The organism is Gallaecimonas pentaromativorans (genome assembly GCF_003751625.1).
GTDB classification, from domain to species: Bacteria; Pseudomonadota; Gammaproteobacteria; order Enterobacterales; family Gallaecimonadaceae; genus Gallaecimonas; species Gallaecimonas pentaromativorans.
On record NZ_RJUL01000005.1, the window covers coordinates 108,875 to 125,149 of the forward strand.

The window sequence follows — 16,275 nt, forward strand, 5'->3', positions numbered from 1 at the left end:
TACCATAGAGACCACTATGGAAAATTGGATTTGCTTATTATGTTTACGCGAACGCTTAGCCTTAGCACAATATCAAGAACCGTTCAACTTAATGTAGTTTTAATGTTAACGGCGTTTTTATTCATATCATTCTCTACTTCGTTACCGGTTCAAGCCTCATCAATGTCACATTGGGTTGGAGCCTGGGGAGCGGCCCCAGCCTTTGAAAACTCTGAGGATTTCTTTCGTGGGACAATTAGACAAAATGTTCAACTCTCAATTGGAGGTGATAGAGTTAGGATAAAAATTGATAATTCATTAGGCAAGAACTCTCTTGAAATTGGCGCCGCAACTATTGCCCTGCCAGGCAGCAGGCCTGGTGAAATAACAACCAGCTCTCTTAAAAAGATAACTTTTTCGGGAAGCCATTCAATTATATTAAAGGCTGGAGATAGTGCTTTAAGTGACCCTATTGTTTTTCATGTAAACCCACTCTCTGAAGTTCAAATATCTTTATTCATACCACGAGCTGTAGGCCTCATTACAACTCATCCTCTTGCCAGAGATACTAGCTATATATCATCAAACAACGATCAAACAACACTTGCGAGTATGTCTGACATATATACAACACATCAACGATATTTTATTTCGCGTATCGATGTCGATAATTCACATGCATCTTCGCTTGTTGTCCTAGGAGATTCTATAACTGATGGTAAGAATTCAACATCTGGAAAAAATTCAAGATGGCCTGATTTCCTAGCTAAACGACTTATAAAAAGTGGATACAACTATGGTATAGTTAACTCCGGGATTGCTGGTAATCGAATCCTACATGACCTTCCCGTTCATCAGTTTGGTCCATCCGCGATATCTAGGCTAGACCGGGATGTAATATCAGTTCCTAACCTATCAAAAGTTATTTTCCTGGAAGGAATAAATGACATTGGACTACCAAAATTCTTGGGGTTAAATGATCAAGATGTCACAGCAGAAGAAATCATCTCTGGAATAAAAAAAATAATTAGTAAAGTTCATGAAAACAATGTAAAAATATACGGTTCAACACTAACTCCATTTTATGGGGCAAAGTTCCCAGGATATTTTTCCAAAAAAGCCGAGGAGAAAAGAATAAAAATAAACCATTGGATTAGAACAAGTAGGTCGTTTGATGGCGTGATAGACTTTGATTTGGCAATACGAGATTCATTGCATCCTGAAAGAATAAAAGAGGATTTTGATAGTGGTGATCATTTACATCCAAACGATAAAGGCTATAAAGAGATGGCATATTCGATTCCATTAGAATTATTTAATTAATAAGAAGCTCGTTACTACGACTATCTATAGCTAACCCAGCCTCCGGTTAACGATTATGGGTTAGCTTTCATTACTTTAACAACTTAAACCCAACATAGATCATCTCGTTAATTCAACTAATAGTAAGAATTATGCAGATTTAGTTACATTTAATAGTGAAAGTTAAAATGCCGATTATACTATTTCTAGAATAGTAGTGAGTCCAAAATTAAGTAGTATTAAAACTGTGTTATGTCTATCGATAATATTTCAAACTAGTGTTATGTCCGAAATCCATTGAATCATTCAGATATATCATGACCTGCTCCCCATGTATTTAATGGAAATACAGATAGGCCAAACCAAAAACTCAACTCGTAACTGGGCAGAATCAGCGCGCTATCTCACTGACGGACATGCCCAATGCTGTCATTCTGTTCAATGCTGCACCCCGAACCAGCACTTCGCCAACCTGAACATTGTAGTTGCGTTGCCGTAGCCGGTTATCCGTAAGCTGTTTAAACTGCCGCGTCGCTTTTTCGCCGATTGAAAACGCGTTGCTACTCTCTTCTTTCAATTCGTCCAGATGCCCCTGAGGGCGCTTACAGCTTAGTTATGGGGATGACCTTCTTCTTACTGCTATCCTTTCTTCGCGGCGGGATCTGGGCGGCTGCACCTCTGCGGGCGCGAATTCAACTCTGAAGTGCAACACCCGCCTATGCTGCTTGTAGGTATTCTTGGAATACCAGCGCTGGCTGCCTGAACCCCAAGCATTTGCGCGGCCGCAGGTTTAATCGCTGCAGTGCCATCCTGACATCCTCGGTGCTGACCGTGCACAGATCCGTGCCCTTCGGGATGTACTGGCGCAGCAGGCCGTTGAAGTTCTCGTTCAGGCCGCGCTCCCAAGGACTGTAGGGATGGGCGAAGGTAGAAGTCTGCCGCCAATGCCTTGGCGATGGCCTTATGCTCCACGAACTCGCTGCCATTGTCCGCCGTTATTGTATGCACATGGGCCTGGTAGGGCTTGAGCATATCGATGATCGCCTCGCTTACCTCACTGGCCTCTTTGGTCTTGACCTTGCGCACCAGGTAGAAGCGGCTCTTGCGTTCGGCCAGGGTCCCCAAGGCACCACTGCCTTGCTTACCCAGCACCGTGTCCACTTCCCAGTCGCCAAAGCGTTCCCTACTGTCGACGATGGCGGGACGTTCCTCTATTGAGCGGCGCTCGGCTATCACCGCACGCTTAGGGTGGCGGCCCTTGCGGTAGCGCTTATGGCCCTGGCGCAAGGCCTTATAAAGCTTGCCACCTCGGGCCTTATCGGCGGCGACATGACGATAGATCCATTCATGGCTCACCGGCCGGCTGATGCGATGGCTGAGCTGACTGATCTGTTCCGGACTCCACTGCCAGGAAAGGGTCAACTCGACATACTCAAGGGTCTGGGTAGGCACCCGGTACTTGCGGGCCTGGGCCCTGCGTGTCGAGGTGGCAGCATGCGCCTGTTGTGGCCGATAAACCCCGTCCAGGCTATTGCGCTTGAGCTCCCGGTACAGGGTGGTGCGGTGGACGCCGATGGCTTTGGCGACGTCGGCCCGGGAACATCCCTGGGCGATAAGGGCGGCGATCTGGTATCGTTTGCCCTCGGTCAACTGCTGATAACTCATGGTGATACTGCTGCTTTCTTTGGCGAGAAGAAGCGTACCACTGTCAGCAGTTGGCCAACTCCCGCCGTTCATCCATGAGTGTTGCACTTATTATCTGAATTCCCGACCAGGCTTTTATCAGCAGGCTCAGTTCGTTGAGGGTCAGGGCAACCGATGCGCTGAGGGATGAATGCTGCGCGTTTTTATCAACGCAGTATTCACATTGAAAATGACAAGAATCTAAAAGTGAGATCCGTAAATAACGCCCCGTTAAAAACGAGCTGAATATTGCCATTCTCATACCCTTTTCGTCATAAGCCTGGTGAACATGCAATAAAAACAACCATGGCTGGATCTTGGCAAATATCAGGAGTGCTGTGAAATCGTTTGAATTTACCGCTTGATAAGCGTTGTCTATTGAGTAAATCCCGCTTAAACAAGGAAAATTAAAATGGCATTAACGCCATTCGCTTTTTTATTTTTTCGGTTTGAGTGCCGGGGCCAGGCATGGCCTATCTCAAAGCCCAATATGCCAGCGTGACCACCCCCATCATGGGGGCCAACGCTTGGGACGACCTGTGGGCGCTGCCGCAATCGCGAGACGCCTCATCAAGGCCTAAACCGCAAAGCTACAGAGACATCGAGGTGCATGGCTGCAGCATCGGCCACATGGGGTATTTTCGCCCTGCCTGCCAGTGGCTGTGGGAAAACATGCTGCGCTGGCTGCAATCGCCCATCACCGAGACGCAGCTCCGCCAATCCTGGGCGCTGGATAAAGAAAAAGAGCTGTTTCCACAGCTGCCTATATAGCCCTGAGCCCTTCTTCAAAAGACGTGACCTTAAAGTCGGGAAAGCGCGCTTTGAACTTGTCCGATACAAAAAGGTTATCCACCTGGTAGCGGGGCAAGAGTTCTGCCGCATCCCGCAAGGTTTGGCTGAACAGCCCGGCCAGTTTGAGCTGCCAGGCCTTAAGCACCTTGTAGCGGGGGGCCGCCCCCAGCACCTTGGCGGCCAGGGTCACAAACTGGCGGTAGGTAAGGCGGTTGTCGTCGCAAGGCAGGTGCCAGGTCTGGCCGAAGGCGTCCGGGGTGTTGCCCAACAGCGCCATGGCCCGGCTGGCATCGGGGGTGTAGATAAGGCTTCTAAGGGTGTCGTCGCGCAGGAACACCTTGGCGGCTTTGCCGGCCTTCAAGGGGTTGATGACGGTGGCGTTGGTGATGCTCTGGGTCTTGCCCGGCCCGTAAAATTCCGGGGCCCGGCAAATAAGGGCCTGCACCCGGCCCTTTGCCATGGCGTCAAGCAGCATACTGGCAATCTCGCCCCGCACCCGGCCCTTGGCGCCATAAGGCACAAAGGGAGTCTCTTCGGTCTGGGGGGCACTGGTCTGGGGATACATATAGGTGTTGTCGAAGAACACCAGCTTGGCCTTATGGGCGGCGCAGGCGTTGATGACGTTTTCCATGATAAGCGGCCACTGGGCCTGCCAGAGCGCCGTGTCCATGGGCAGGCCGGCGGTGAGGTAGACCACCTCTGAGCCGGCGACGGCGTCCATGGTCTGGCTGGCGTCCAACAGATCGGCGCTCAGCAGCTGGTCGCTGCCGTTAACCTGTTGCGGCCGGCGGCTGACCAGGCGGATTTGCTCGGTAAAGTCCGCTTTTAGCGCCTTTGCCAGTTCTTGGCCGATTTGCCCACTGGCACCCAGTATGGTTTGCATCTTGCCTTGCCTCTTTTACTCACTATTGCACTGACACCAAGGCTAAGGTTAAAGCCAGCTTTAAGGTCAATGGTTTTTGTGGGTGGCGCCCCAAGGGCAATATCAAGCGGCCATCCCTGGCCGAGCCTCAGCCCTGAATAAAGGCCAGCAGATCCTGATTGATGGTGTCGGCATTGACGGTGGGCATGCCGTGGGAAAACCCTTTATAGACTTTTAAGGTGCCGTTTTTCAGCAGCTTGGCAGACATCAGCCCAGAGGCGTCTATGGGCACTATCTGATCGTCGTCGCCGTGCATCACCAGCACCGGCAAGGACAGGCTTTTCAGGCTCTCGGTAAAGTCGGTCTGGGAAAAGGCCACTATGCCGTCGTAATGAGCCTTGGCGCCCCCCATCATCCCCTGGCGCCACCAGTTGAGGATAACCCCTTCAGAAGGGCTGGCGCCTTCTCTGTTGTAACCGTAAAAAGGCCCGGCCGGGATGTCGTAGTAGAACTGGGCCCGGTTGGCCTTGAGCTGGGCTTGTAAGCCGTCGAACACCGATTTGGGCAGGCCGCCTGGGTTGCTGTCGGTCTGGACCATCAGCGGCGGCACGGCGGCGATGATGGCCGCTTTTGAGGCCCGCTGCTCGCCGTGGCGAGCAAGGTAATGGACCACCTCGCCGCCGCCGGTGGAATGGCCCACATGCACGGCTCCTTGGAGGTCAAGGTGGGCAACCACTGCCGCCACGTCGTCGGCATAGTGGTCCATGTCGTGGCCGTCCCACACCTGGCTGGAGCGGCCATGGCCGCGCCTGTCGTGGGCCACCACCCGAAAGCCCTTGGCCAGGAAGAACAGCATCTGGGCGTCCCAATCGTCGCCGCTCAGGGGCCAGCCGTGGTGAAACATGATCACCGGCGCCCCTTTGGGGCCCCAGTCCTTATAGAAGATCTCGACACCGTCTTGGGTTGTGACAAACGCCATGTTCGCGTCTCCTAGTGAAAGTGGGAAAGCAGTCGTGGCTAAGAACCCGACCGCCATACCGGCCCGGCTGCCTTAACCTTGCAGCCAAGCCCGGGCTGACCATTCCGGCAGCCAGCCGGTTGCCCGGCTCAACTCCTTTGTCAGCCCGTCTTACACTCTAGGATTAAACTGCGGTTTAAGGTCAAATATTGACCACCACAACCTACCGCCTATCGTTATCCGGCTTGACCTTAAAGTGAGATTTAACCTTAGAGTGGCGCCAGGGTTTTAAATCAAGGTAGGCAAGGTGATGGAAAAAGAGATGACCCAAGTGACCTTTGGCAGCCAACAGGTGTCGGTGATCGCCGGCGGCTTTTACGATAGGTACCGCATGAACCCGGATCTGGACCAGGTGGCCAAAGACCCCTTGGCAGGGGATATCAGCTGGTTTCGCACCTTGCCCAAGCGCCAGCTCGACTCGCGGGTGGGCCTGACTTGGGCCCCCAACTTTTACTACCGCAGCCAAAACCTGCAACTGCTGATGCTGGCCCCCCTGGCCAAGCTCAAAGCAGCCTTGCCGGTGCCTTTGGAACCCTTGCGGGCCCTGCCCGGCTATGGGCTGGTGGCGCTCACTTTTTTCTCCTACGACCTTTGCGACAACGACCCCTACCAGGAGGCCTCGGTCGCCGTGGTGATCCGGGCGCCAGGTGCCAAGGGCTCACAGCTGGGTGAACTCATTAGCGCCATGGGCCAGCGTCATTTTCATGCCCATGTGCTGGCCTTGCCGGTCACTACCGAGATTGCAAGGGTACGTGGAGTCGAGGCCTACCAGCTACCCAAATGGCGGGCCGATATCGACCTTGAGATAAGCGATAAGGCCAGTGCCCGCATTCTGGGGCCAGACGGCAAGGTGGACCTGGCGGTCAGCGCGCCGCTGCCGCGCCTTAGCCGGGTGCCCAGCCAGTCCCATATGAGCCAGACCACCATGGTCCACCAGGTTGACGGCTGCTGGCAGCAAACCCGGGTGCAGACCAACACCCTGGCCTTTGCCCAGCAGCTATTGCCACGCAAGCTGACATTGACCCGGGGCCAAGGCCCCTTGAGCACCTTGCTGCAACAACTGGGGGCGGGGCGGGTGCTGCGTTTTGATGTGATGCAGGACGCCCAATCGGCCCTGCATCTGCCCACCCCTTTAGGAGCCCGTCTATGACAGCGCCCCGTTTTGATCTGGTGGTATTTGGCGCCACCAGCTTTGTGGGCCAAATTTTGACCCGCTACTTGAGCCAGTACCTGGCAGAAAGCCAAGAACCGCTGCGCTGGGCCATCGCCGGACGCTCGGCCGCCAAGCTAGAGATGCTCAAAGCCGCCTTGGGCGAGGCGGGCCAGCAACTGCCGATACTGATAAGCGACGCCACCGACGCCGGTCAAATCGCCGCCCTTTGCGCCCAGACCCGGGCCGTGGTGTCCACCGTCGGCCCCTATGCCCTCTATGGCGAGCCTTTGATCAAGGCCTGCGCCGAGGGGGGCACCGACTATTGTGACCTCACCGGTGAAGCCCAGTGGATAAAACGAATGGTGGACAAATACCAGGCCGCCGCCCGCCACAGCGGCGCCCGAATCGTCCATTGCTGCGGCTTTGACTCTGTGCCGTCGGATATGGGGGTGTGGCTATTGCAGCAAGAAGCCGTCAAACGCTGGGGTCAGCCCCTTGGCGAGATCACCATGAGGGTCAAGGCCATGAAGGGCGGCGCCTCCGGCGGCACCGTGGCCAGTATATTGCAGTTTATCGAAGAGGCCCTGGCCGACCCGGCTATCCGCCAAGACATCAACAATCCCTACTCCCTGTGCCCACCGGCGCCGGTCAACAGTGCCCGCCAGCATCAAGTCAAGGCCGCCGAATACGACCACAACGCCCAGTCCTGGGCGGCGCCCTTTCTGATGGCCGCCGTTAACGAACGGGTGGTGCACCGCTCCAATGCCCTCTTGGGGCAGGCCTACGGCCAGGGCTTTAGCTACAACGAGGCGCTGCTGACCGGCCCCGGTCTCAAGGGCCGCCTTAAGGCCTTTGGGGTGGTGGCGGCCCTGGGGACCTTTATGCTGGGCGCCTTGGTCAAACCCGGCCGCTACCTGATGCAGCGCTTCTTACTGCCCAAACCCGGCGAGGGCCCAAGCGAAGCGGCCCAGTTGGCCGGCCACTTTGACCTGCGCTTTTGGGGCAAAGGCGAGGCTGGCCAGGCCCTTAGCCTCAAGGTCACCGGCGACCGGGACCCAGGCTATGGCGCCACCGCCAAGATGCTGGGCCAGGCCGCCCTCTTTTTGGCTCTTAATATGCGAGCAGGCAGTGAGAAAACCGGCAGGCCCGGCGGTTTTTGGACTCCAGCCAGCGCCTTTGGTGAGGGTTATCTAGACCGCCTGCGCCGCCACAGCGGCATGACCTTCGAGCTTGGCGAGGGGAACTGAATCATGCAAGACACCCTTAACAGCCACCAAGATCTCCCGGCCTTGCTGGCCGCCCAGCGCCACGCTTTTGTTGCCGAACCGGCGCCCAGCCTTGGCCAGCGCAAGGTGCGGCTGGCTACTTTGCGCAAAGCGGTGCTGGCCTACCGCGCGCGCTTTCAAGCCGCCATCAGCGCCGATTTTAGCCACCGTTCGGCCTTTGAAACCGACATCATGGAGCTGATGGGGGTGGTGCAGGCCATCGACTACCTGAGTAAAAAGCTGCGCCGCTTTATGAAACCGCAGCGCCGCCATGTCGGCCTTTACTACCAATCAGGCAAGGCCTATGTGAGCTACCAGCCCCTGGGGGTAGTGGGCATCATGGCGCCCTGGAATTACCCCCTGTCCCTGACCTTGATTCCCCTGGCTACCGCCCTTGCCGCTGGTAACAGGGCCATGGTCAAGCCGTCGGAGCTGACGCCGCGCACCAGTGCGCTATTGCAGGAAATGCTGGCGGCCAGTTTCCCGAAAGAGGAAGTGGCGGTGGTGCTGGGCGGGCCTGAGCTGGGCGCCGATTTCAGCCGCTTGCCCTTCGACCACCTGTTTTTTACCGGCAGCACTGCGGTGGGCCGCAAGATAATGCAGTCAGCCAGTGACAACCTGGTGCCCCTGACCCTGGAGCTGGGCGGCAAGAGCCCGGCCCTGGTGGCCCCAGGTTATGCCAAGGCTGAGGCCGCCGCCCATATTGCCTACGGCAAGTTGGCCAATGGCGGCCAAACTTGCGTCGCCCCTGATTACGCCCTGGTGCACGAGGATGAACGCGACGCCTTCATAGCCCATTACCAACAGGCGGTGGCCCGGCTCTACCCCAAAGGGCCGGACAGCGACGACTACACCGCCATCGTCAACCAGCGCCACTTTGACCGCCTCAATAGCCTGATTGACGATGCCCGCCGCCAGGGCGCCGAGGTACTGACTCTGGGGAACAGGGCCGCAAAGCCCAGGGACCGTACCCTGGCTCCCACCCTTATTCTTGGGGCCACGGCGCAGATGGCGGTGATGCAAGAAGAGATCTTCGGCCCGGTATTGCCAGTGCTGACCTACCGCACCCTGGAAGAAGCCATCGATTTTATCAATGCCCGGCCCCGGCCGCTGGCGCTCTATTACTTTGGCGCCACCGACCAGCAATGCGCCGCCGTGCTGGCCCGCACCACCTCGGGCAATGTCGGCATCAACAACACCTTGCTGCATGTGGTTCAGGACGACCTGCCCTTTGGTGGCGTCGGCCCCAGCGGCATGGGGGCCTACCACGGCATTGAAGGCTTCAGGGCCATGAGCCACGGCAAAGGGGTCTTTATCCAGGGCCGCTGGGCCTTGCCCAAGCTGCTGCGGGCGCCCTTTGGCAAGCTGGCCAAGTGGACTATGACGCTGATGTTAAGGCCCTAGTAGCCAGCCGCTGAAAGCAAAAAGCCGGGGCAAACCCCGGCTTTTTTCAATCGTCTTGCTCGCCTTTTGGCCGGTCTTGGCCCTGTTGCAGCTGCGCCAGCACCCGCTTGGCGTTGGTAGCGCAATCCATGCCCGCCGGCTTGGCCTCGATATCCTCGATAATGGCCAGCAGTTGCCCCTTGCTGCTGGCAAGGCGCGCCTCCAAGGCTTCGATGTCCGCCACCTTGGCTTTTAGCGCCGCCAGCAGTTCATGGTGCTGCCAACTGCTCAGATCCGGTGGCAGCAGGGTGCGCAGCTCGTCCAGGCTAAAGCCCGCCTGCTGGGCGCTGCTGATAAGGTGTAAGGCCTGCACCGCCTCGGGCGGATAGCTGCGATAGCCGTTGGCCTTGCGCTTGACCAGTTTGAAAAGACCAATGCGTTCGTAAAAGCGAATGCGCGATGGCGCCAGGCCGGTGCGCTCTGCCAACTCTCCAATATTCATGCTGCCTTGCTCATACCTAAAAAGCCCTACCCAAGGTTACCTTGATGAGAACGATATTGCCTTGGATAAAGCGTCAGGCTAGGGCACTGCCAAGAAAAGGGCAGTACCTCGGTAGGAGCTTAGAGCGCCCTTGGGCGCCTTTATTCCGGCAGGTGCTGGCGGAAGAAGCCGGTCAGTTTGTCAAAGGGGATAAGGCTAACCCTGTCATACAAATCCACATGGCCGGCGCCTGGCACCACAAACAGTTCCTTGGGCTCGATGGCGCGCTGATAGGCATCTTCACTGAACTCTTTCGAGTGGGCTTCGCTGCCGGTGATAAACAGCAGCGGGCGCGGCGAAATGGCATCCATGTCGTTGAATGGATAGAAGTTCATGAACTTCACATTGCTGCTAAGGGTGGGGTGAGTGGTCAGGGCCGGTGACGAGCTCTTGGGGGTAAATTCCCCGCGCGCGGTGCGGTAGAAATCAAAAAACTCACGCTCGATGGGGTGGGAGTTTTCGTCAATCTTATGGGGCGAGCCGCTGGTGTACAGGGGCTCGCCACCGCTAAATTCCACATAACGCTGTTCGGCGGCTTCGGCTATCACCTGCTTGCGCGTTTCAAGGCTCAAGGATTTATGAAGGGCGTGGCGGTTGGCGTCGCCCATGTTGTACATGCTGACGGTGGCAACGGCCTTGAGGCGGGGGTCGATTTTGGCGGCGCTGATAAGAAAGCTGCCGCTGCCGCAAATGCCGATACCGCCGATACGCTGGCGATCGACAAAGGGGCGGGTGCCGAGGAAATCCACGCCAGCACTGAAGGTTTCGGCGTAAAGGTCCGGTGAAACGGCGTTGCGTGGCTCGCCTTCACTTTCTCCCCAAAACGACAGATCCACCGCCAGGGTGACAAAGCCCTGCTCGGCCATTTTGGTGGCGTAGAGATTGGCGCTTTGCTCCTTGACCGCCCCCATGGGGTGGCCCACTACCAGCGCCGCCTGGGCCTGGGTTTTATCCAAGTCGTTCGGGATAAAAAGGTTGCCCACTACCTGCATCCGGTACTGGTTTTGAAAGGTCACCCTTTGCTGAGTGACCTTGTCGCTTTGATAAAAGTTATTGGCATCTTGAGGCATAACGGTTCCTTTGACGCGGTGTCGATAAGGTGAGGTTGCCAGGGGCAACGGGGGTTAATCGATGGTTTCTGGCTGGGCCGGGTGCCGCCCCAGCCTAAAGCCAGGGCCAATTACCATGGACGCCAACACCAGCATGGCGCTGCCAAACAGGAAGCTGGCGACAATGGTGATTTGGTCAACCAGCAGGCCGCCCACGGCGCCGCCGAGCATGATGGAGAGCTGGATAGCGGCCACCATCAAGCCGCCACCGCTCTCGGCGTCATCGCCCATGGCGTGGGCCAGCCAAGCCGACCAGCACACCGGAATGGCCGAAAACACCAGGCCCCAGGCGATCATCAGCGCGGCGGCGCTTTCCAGCCGGCCCCCCAGCCACACCAGGCTCAGGGTCAGGGCGGCGATCACCAGCGGCAGCCAGCGCAGCATGGGAAAGAGCTTTTCTTTTTCCAGCAGCTTGCTGGCCAGTTTGGTGCCCAAAAAACCGGCCAGTCCCAGCCCCAGCAGCAATAGTGAAAGCTGGCTGGCGCTAACCCCGGTACGGGTTTCCAAAAAGGGGCGAAGGTAGGTAAAGGTGGCAAACATGCCCGAGAAGGTGAGCATCACTGCGGTCATGCCAAAGGCCACATGGCGGCGTTTTAACAGGGCAAAGACCCTGGATACCGGAATGCCGGCCTTGGGCGGCATGGAGGGCATGGCCCGCAGCTGCCAAACCAGGTTCAACAGTACCAAAGGCACCAGCCCCCAGAAGATGGCGCGCCAGCCCACAATGGCGCCTAGGTAGGCGCCGATGGGCGCGGCAAAGGCGGTGGCCACGGCGTTACCCATGTAAATCATGCCAAGGGCGCGGGCCACCATGGCCTTGGGCACCAGCTGAATAACGGTGGCCGTGGACAATGCCCAGAAGCCGCCAACGGCCATGCCCAGCAGCGCCCTTGCCACCATCAGCAGGCTGAAGTTGGCGGCGCTGGCAATCAGCACCAGTGACACCAGCATCAGTACCGTCATGGCCAGCAGCACATGGCGGCGGTCATAGCGGCCAGCAATGGGGGCGATCAGCAGGCTGGTCAGCACCGCGAACAAACCGGAGATGGAAATGGCCTGGCCAGCCATGCCGTCGGTGGCATTGAGATCGGCGGCAATTGGGGTCAGCAGGCTGACCGGCATAAACTCCGAGGCAATCAGCATGGCCACACAAAGCGCCATGGAGCCAATGGCGCTCCACATCTGTTTGGCGGGCAACAAGGTCGGGGACATTTCACACTCCACAGCGAAACTCTGTGCCAGCGCCTTGCTGGCAGCACAAGCAAATAAAAGATGGGAGAGGCCATGATAAGGAGCGCCGAGCAGAAATTAAGCGAATTCGCCTCACATTGGTTATGAGGCAGGTTAATTAATGTAAATTTTTGATTTTACTTTTATTTTCTGTTTTTTCTGCGGTTGAGATGACGAAGAAATGAGACTGGCGCTGTATTTATCAATCCGGTTAACGCTGCTGCTTTGGTCATCAGAGCGCCTTACCCGGCTGGGATACCGTGGCCGAAAAACCGGCCGCTGCCGAGCAAGGGCTGTTAGATGGCTAAGCCTCAGGGCTGGTGGTGGCGCAGCCTGTTTAACAGCAGCTCAAAAGCTTTGGAGGGCTGGCGGCGGCTGGGGTAGTAGAGGTAAAAGCCGTCCCACAGCGGAAACCAGTCGTCCAACAGGCTGACCAGCTCGCCGCTGTCGAGATAGGGCTGGGCCATGTCCCGCGGCACGTGGGCCAGCCCCTGGCCTTCGCGGGCAGCCATGATTTGCTGCTCGGTACGGCTAAACACCAGTTGGCAATCGGCTTTGACGTTAAGGGCTTTGCCGTCTTTTTCAAACTCCCACACATACAAGTTGCCGTGAGTGGGCAGGCGCAGGCCAATGCAGCTGTGGCCCATCACATCATGGGGATGAGCCGGGGCCGGGTGCTGAGCCAGGTAGTCAGGGGAGGCCACCAGCGCAAAGCGCACATCCGGGCCGATGCGCACCGAGATCATGCCGTCTGACAAGTGCTCTCCCAGCCGAGTACCGGCATCAAAACCTTTGGCCACGATGTCCACCAGGGCGTAGTCGTCAATCAGCTCCAGGCGGATATCGGGGTACTCCTTTAGAAAGGACTTGAGCTTGGGCCACAGCAGGCCATAAACAGCCATGTCCGAGGTGGAAATACGGATGGTGCCGGAGGGCTTGTCACTCAAGTCTTTGATGGATTGGATCTTGTCTTGAATGGCGTCCAGGTCTGGGCCTAGATCGTCTAAAAACTTCTGGCCCAAATCGGTCAGCGACACGCTGCGGGTGGTGCGGGTTAATAGCCGCACCTCAAGCCGCGCTTCAAGGTTGCGCATGCTGTGGCTGAGCGCCGATTGGGATATGCCGAGCTGGGCGGCAGCCCGGGTGAAGCTGCGCTCCCGGGCTACGGTGACAAAGGCCACCAGATCGTTGAGGTTTTCTCTTGCCAAAATGGGTCACTACCTTTGGGTTAAAGGGCTAGCGGCTGGATACCCGCAGCTGCTCAAGCACCAGATCGAAAACCGGTGAAGCCAGGCGGCGGTTGGGGTAGTAAAGGTGATAGCCGGTAAATGGCGGGCACCAGTCTTCCAGCAGCCTCACCAAAGCGCCGTCTTCGATGTGCTCGGTAAAGCAGTCTTCGGGCAAAAAGGCGATGCCAAAGCCCTGCATCGCTGCCCGGGTAATGGGCAGCACGCCGTTGAACACCAACTGCCCCTGCACATTGACATTAAGCTGGCGCTCGCCTTTTTCCAGCTCCCAGGCGTAAAGGCCGCCGTAGGTGGGCAGGCGCAGGTTGATGCAGTTGTGCTTTACCAAGTCTTGCGGCGTCTTGGGGTGGCCGTGGCTGGCCAGATACTCGGGCGAGGCTACCGCTGCCATGCGCAGATCCGCTCCGATGCGCACCGCTATCATGTCTTTACCAAGGCGCTCGCCAAAGCGCACCCCGGCGTCAAAACGGTGCTCGACGATGTCGGTCAGGCCGTAATCGGAGTTGAGCTCCACGTGGATATCCGGGTGCTCTTTTAAAAAGGGGGCCAGCTTGGGCCAAAGGATGGTGTCGATGGCATGGTCGCTGGCAGAGATACGGATGCTGCCGGAGGCCTTTTCTTTTAGCTCGTTAAGGCCAGCCAATTCAGCATCAATTTCCTCGAAATGGGGGGCCACTCGCGTCAATAACCGCTCACCGGCCTGGGTGGGGGAGACACTACGGGTGGTGCGGGTCAGCAGCCGTATCCCCAGCCGCTCTTCGAGTTTGCGAATGGTGTGGCTAAGGGCCGACTGGGAAATGCCCAGGCTGGCGGCGGCCCGGGTAAAACTGCGCTCTTTGGCGACGGCAATGAACGCCAGCAGATCGCTGTAACTTTCGCGGCTCACTTATGAGCGTCCTCAATGAAACGGCATCTATTATGCTGCTCCAAATTATGTGTTTGCCCCGCCAGATAGCAAGCCTCCCACCCCTTACCCTTAGATTGCGTTTTTTGCTAGGCCTTGTACCGCAAGGGCTGTAGCGGATATATGAGATTTGCTCATATCCGTATTGTGGTGGGTGCACTTAATCGCTGGCCCTCCTTGGGCAATGCTGCTGGGTTGATGCTGCCGGCGCCGCCAAGGCTCGGCCATAGACGGTGACAGCGCTTAGCCAAGCGCTGGCGTGCATCAGGGGGCGGTAAGCGTCTGGCTGGCTCGGCAAGGTGGCGTTATAAATGCGGGGTGCGAGGCATAAAAAACCGGCCTTGGGGCCGGCTTTGTAAAAGGCGCGCTCAGTCTTTTTTGACCGGGCCTGCCAGGTAGTCTGCATCTGACACCGGCTCAAACCAGGTAACCGGGCTGCCGTCCAGCGCTTCTTGCACTGCCACGTGTTGCATCGCGGTGGTGTCGGTGGCGCCGTGCCAGTGGCGGCGACCGCAGTTGCACCAGATAAGGTCGCCGGGGCGGATTTCGGTTTTCGGGCCGCCTTCACATTGGGTCCAGCCCACACCGTCGGTTACTAGCAGGGTCTGGCCGAGGGGATGGGAGTGCCAGTTGGTGCGGGCGCCGGGCTCGAAGTTCACCACCGCCAGTCCGATGCGCGACGGGCCGGGGGCATTGAAGATGCGGTCAATGCGCACATTGCCGGTAAACCAGTCGGTCGGGCCTTTGATGGCGGGGCTGGCACCAGCGCGGTGCACCTGCATGTCGAGGTCTTTGCTATCGGTATTGCTCATAACCGGCTCCCGGTTGTGTTGAAAGAGGAGCTAACAAGATAGCAATGTCTGATTGTGCTGATAATATGGCTAATTAAGAACCCTGTTTTAAGATAAGCTTCATAATGACAAGCCCGAGTCTGGACGAACTCAAGGTCTTTGTGGCCGTTGCCCGTGAAGGTAACTTTACCCGGGCTGCCGCCCACCTGGGGGTGTCGCCTTCGGCGGTGAGCCAGACCTTGCGCAGCCTCGAAGAGCGCCTTGGGGTGCGGCTATTGACCCGCACTACCCGTAGCGTCACCCGCACCGAAGCCGGTGAGCGGCTGTTGCAAAGCGTGGCGCCGCTGCTAGAAGAAATCGATGGCCACCTGGCAAGCCTTGCCGAGCTGCGGGACAACCCGGCTGGCACGGTGCGCATCACCGCCGACGAGTTTGCCTGCCGCCATGTGCTGTGGCCCAAACTGGCGCCGCTGTTGGCAAGCTACCCTGAGCTGACCATCGAGCTCATCACCGACTACGGCCTCACCGATATCGCTGCCGAGCGTTTTGATGCCGGGGTCAGAGTAGGGGGCATGATCGCCGCCGACATGGTGGCGGTGCCCATAGCGCCACCGATGCGGCTGATGACGGTGGCGTCTCCTGCCTACCTGGCTGAAGCCGGCACCCCACAAAGCCCCGAGGCGCTAACGGCGCACCGCTGCATTAACCTGCGCCTGCCCACCTACGGTGGCCTTTATGCCTGGGAGTTTTCAAAGGCCGGGCGAGAATCGCGGGTACGGGTGAACGGGCCCCTTATCATGAACAGCTCTTTGCAAATCCTTGATGCTTGCCTGGCCGGTATTGGTCTTGCGCAGCTACCCAATGCCCTGGTGGAGCCGCACCTTGCGGCCGGGGCGCTGGTGGAGGTGCTGGCCGACTGGTGCGAGTCCTTTGACGGCTATCACCTTTATTACCCCAGCCGGCGCCAGCAGACGGCGGCCTTTAAAGTGGTAGTAGAGGCGCTCAAACTAAGGTGA

15 protein-coding genes and 1 pseudogene are annotated in these 16,275 nt (G+C 57.5%); 6 read left to right on the plus strand and 10 right to left on the minus strand.

Annotated elements, in window-relative coordinates; all coding sequences use genetic code 11:
• Positions 1–162: 162 nt before the first annotated feature.
• Positions 163–1,302 carry an SGNH/GDSL hydrolase family protein gene (locus EDC28_RS10365; protein ID WP_170164090.1) on the plus strand — a complete coding sequence of 380 codons (1,140 nt, stop codon included), beginning with the start codon at positions 163–165 and terminating at the stop codon, positions 1,300–1,302.
• 695 nt (positions 1,303–1,997) lie between these two features.
• Here the strand turns inward: EDC28_RS10365 and EDC28_RS10370 are convergent.
• Together EDC28_RS10370 and EDC28_RS20000 are read right to left on the minus strand one after the other, a co-directional pair.
• Positions 1,998–2,946 (minus strand): annotated as a pseudogene (locus tag EDC28_RS10370) (IS30 family transposase).
• Between the two features lie 43 nt (positions 2,947–2,989).
• Positions 2,990–3,220 (minus strand): hypothetical protein, encoded by a 231-nt coding sequence (locus EDC28_RS20000; protein ID WP_148049837.1) that lies wholly within the window; start codon positions 3,218–3,220, stop codon positions 2,990–2,992.
• Positions 3,221–3,432: 212 nt separating this feature from the next.
• Here EDC28_RS20000 and EDC28_RS10375 point away from each other — a divergent pair, with 212 nt between their 5' ends.
• Positions 3,433–3,735, plus strand: coding sequence for a hypothetical protein (locus EDC28_RS10375; RefSeq protein ID WP_123421552.1), 303 nt, complete (start codon positions 3,433–3,435; stop codon positions 3,733–3,735).
• Here EDC28_RS10375 and EDC28_RS10380 read toward each other — a convergent pair.
• Together EDC28_RS10380 and EDC28_RS10385 are read right to left on the minus strand one after the other, a co-directional pair.
• Positions 3,728–4,639: an NAD-dependent epimerase/dehydratase family protein gene (locus EDC28_RS10380; RefSeq protein WP_123421553.1), complete on the minus strand. Its 912-nt coding sequence runs from the start codon at positions 4,637–4,639 to the stop codon at positions 3,728–3,730. The two genes, EDC28_RS10375 and EDC28_RS10380, sit on opposite strands and share 8 nt — an antisense overlap.
• A gap of 127 nt (positions 4,640–4,766) precedes the next feature.
• Entirely contained in the window at positions 4,767–5,597 is an 831-nt protein-coding gene (locus EDC28_RS10385; RefSeq protein ID WP_123421554.1) for an alpha/beta fold hydrolase, read from the minus strand.
• Between the two features lie 301 nt (positions 5,598–5,898).
• On the opposite strand from EDC28_RS10385, the gene EDC28_RS10390 reads away from it, so the two are divergent.
• From EDC28_RS10390 to EDC28_RS10400, 3 genes are read left to right on the plus strand one after another with little or no spacing between them, the layout of a single operon-like run.
• Positions 5,899–6,786, plus strand: a complete 888-nt coding sequence (locus EDC28_RS10390; protein WP_336391525.1) for a hypothetical protein — start codon at positions 5,899–5,901, stop codon at positions 6,784–6,786.
• A complete protein-coding gene (locus EDC28_RS10395) occupies positions 6,783–8,036 on the plus strand; it encodes a saccharopine dehydrogenase family protein (RefSeq protein ID WP_123421556.1) in 1,254 nt (417 codons plus the stop codon). Before EDC28_RS10390 ends, EDC28_RS10395 begins: the two co-directional genes overlap by 4 nt.
• A 3-nt stretch (positions 8,037–8,039) precedes the next feature.
• Positions 8,040–9,458, plus strand: coding sequence for a coniferyl aldehyde dehydrogenase (locus EDC28_RS10400; RefSeq protein ID WP_123421557.1), 1,419 nt, complete (start codon positions 8,040–8,042; stop codon positions 9,456–9,458).
• Positions 9,459–9,504: 46 nt separating this feature from the next.
• On the opposite strand, the gene EDC28_RS10405 is transcribed toward EDC28_RS10400, so the two are convergent.
• From EDC28_RS10405 to EDC28_RS10430, 6 genes are all read right to left on the minus strand, one after another.
• Positions 9,505–9,939 (minus strand): MerR family transcriptional regulator, encoded by a 435-nt coding sequence (locus EDC28_RS10405; protein ID WP_123421558.1) that lies wholly within the window; start codon positions 9,937–9,939, stop codon positions 9,505–9,507.
• A gap of 140 nt (positions 9,940–10,079) precedes the next feature.
• On the minus strand, positions 10,080–11,048 hold the full coding sequence (locus EDC28_RS10410) for an alpha/beta hydrolase (protein WP_123421559.1): 969 nt from the start codon (positions 11,046–11,048) through the stop codon (positions 10,080–10,082).
• A 54-nt stretch (positions 11,049–11,102) separates the two neighbouring features.
• Complete coding sequence (locus EDC28_RS10415; RefSeq protein WP_232338688.1) at positions 11,103–12,299, minus strand: MFS transporter; 1,197 nt, start codon at positions 12,297–12,299, stop codon at positions 11,103–11,105.
• Between the two features lie 329 nt (positions 12,300–12,628).
• Positions 12,629–13,525 (minus strand): LysR family transcriptional regulator, encoded by an 897-nt coding sequence (locus EDC28_RS10420; RefSeq protein ID WP_050658363.1) that lies wholly within the window; start codon positions 13,523–13,525, stop codon positions 12,629–12,631.
• A 28-nt stretch (positions 13,526–13,553) separates the two neighbouring features.
• Complete coding sequence (locus EDC28_RS10425) at positions 13,554–14,450, minus strand: LysR family transcriptional regulator (RefSeq protein WP_123421560.1); 897 nt, start codon at positions 14,448–14,450, stop codon at positions 13,554–13,556.
• A gap of 386 nt (positions 14,451–14,836) precedes the next feature.
• The gene (locus tag EDC28_RS10430) at positions 14,837–15,250 is read right to left on the minus strand and encodes a (R)-mandelonitrile lyase (RefSeq protein ID WP_336391530.1); all 414 of its coding nucleotides are present in this window, start codon (positions 15,248–15,250) and stop codon (positions 14,837–14,839) included.
• A gap of 134 nt (positions 15,251–15,384) precedes the next feature.
• On the opposite strand from EDC28_RS10430, the gene EDC28_RS10435 reads away from it, so the two are divergent.
• Positions 15,385–16,275 carry a LysR family transcriptional regulator gene (locus EDC28_RS10435; RefSeq protein ID WP_123421561.1) on the plus strand — a complete coding sequence of 297 codons (891 nt, stop codon included), beginning with the start codon at positions 15,385–15,387 and terminating at the stop codon, positions 16,273–16,275.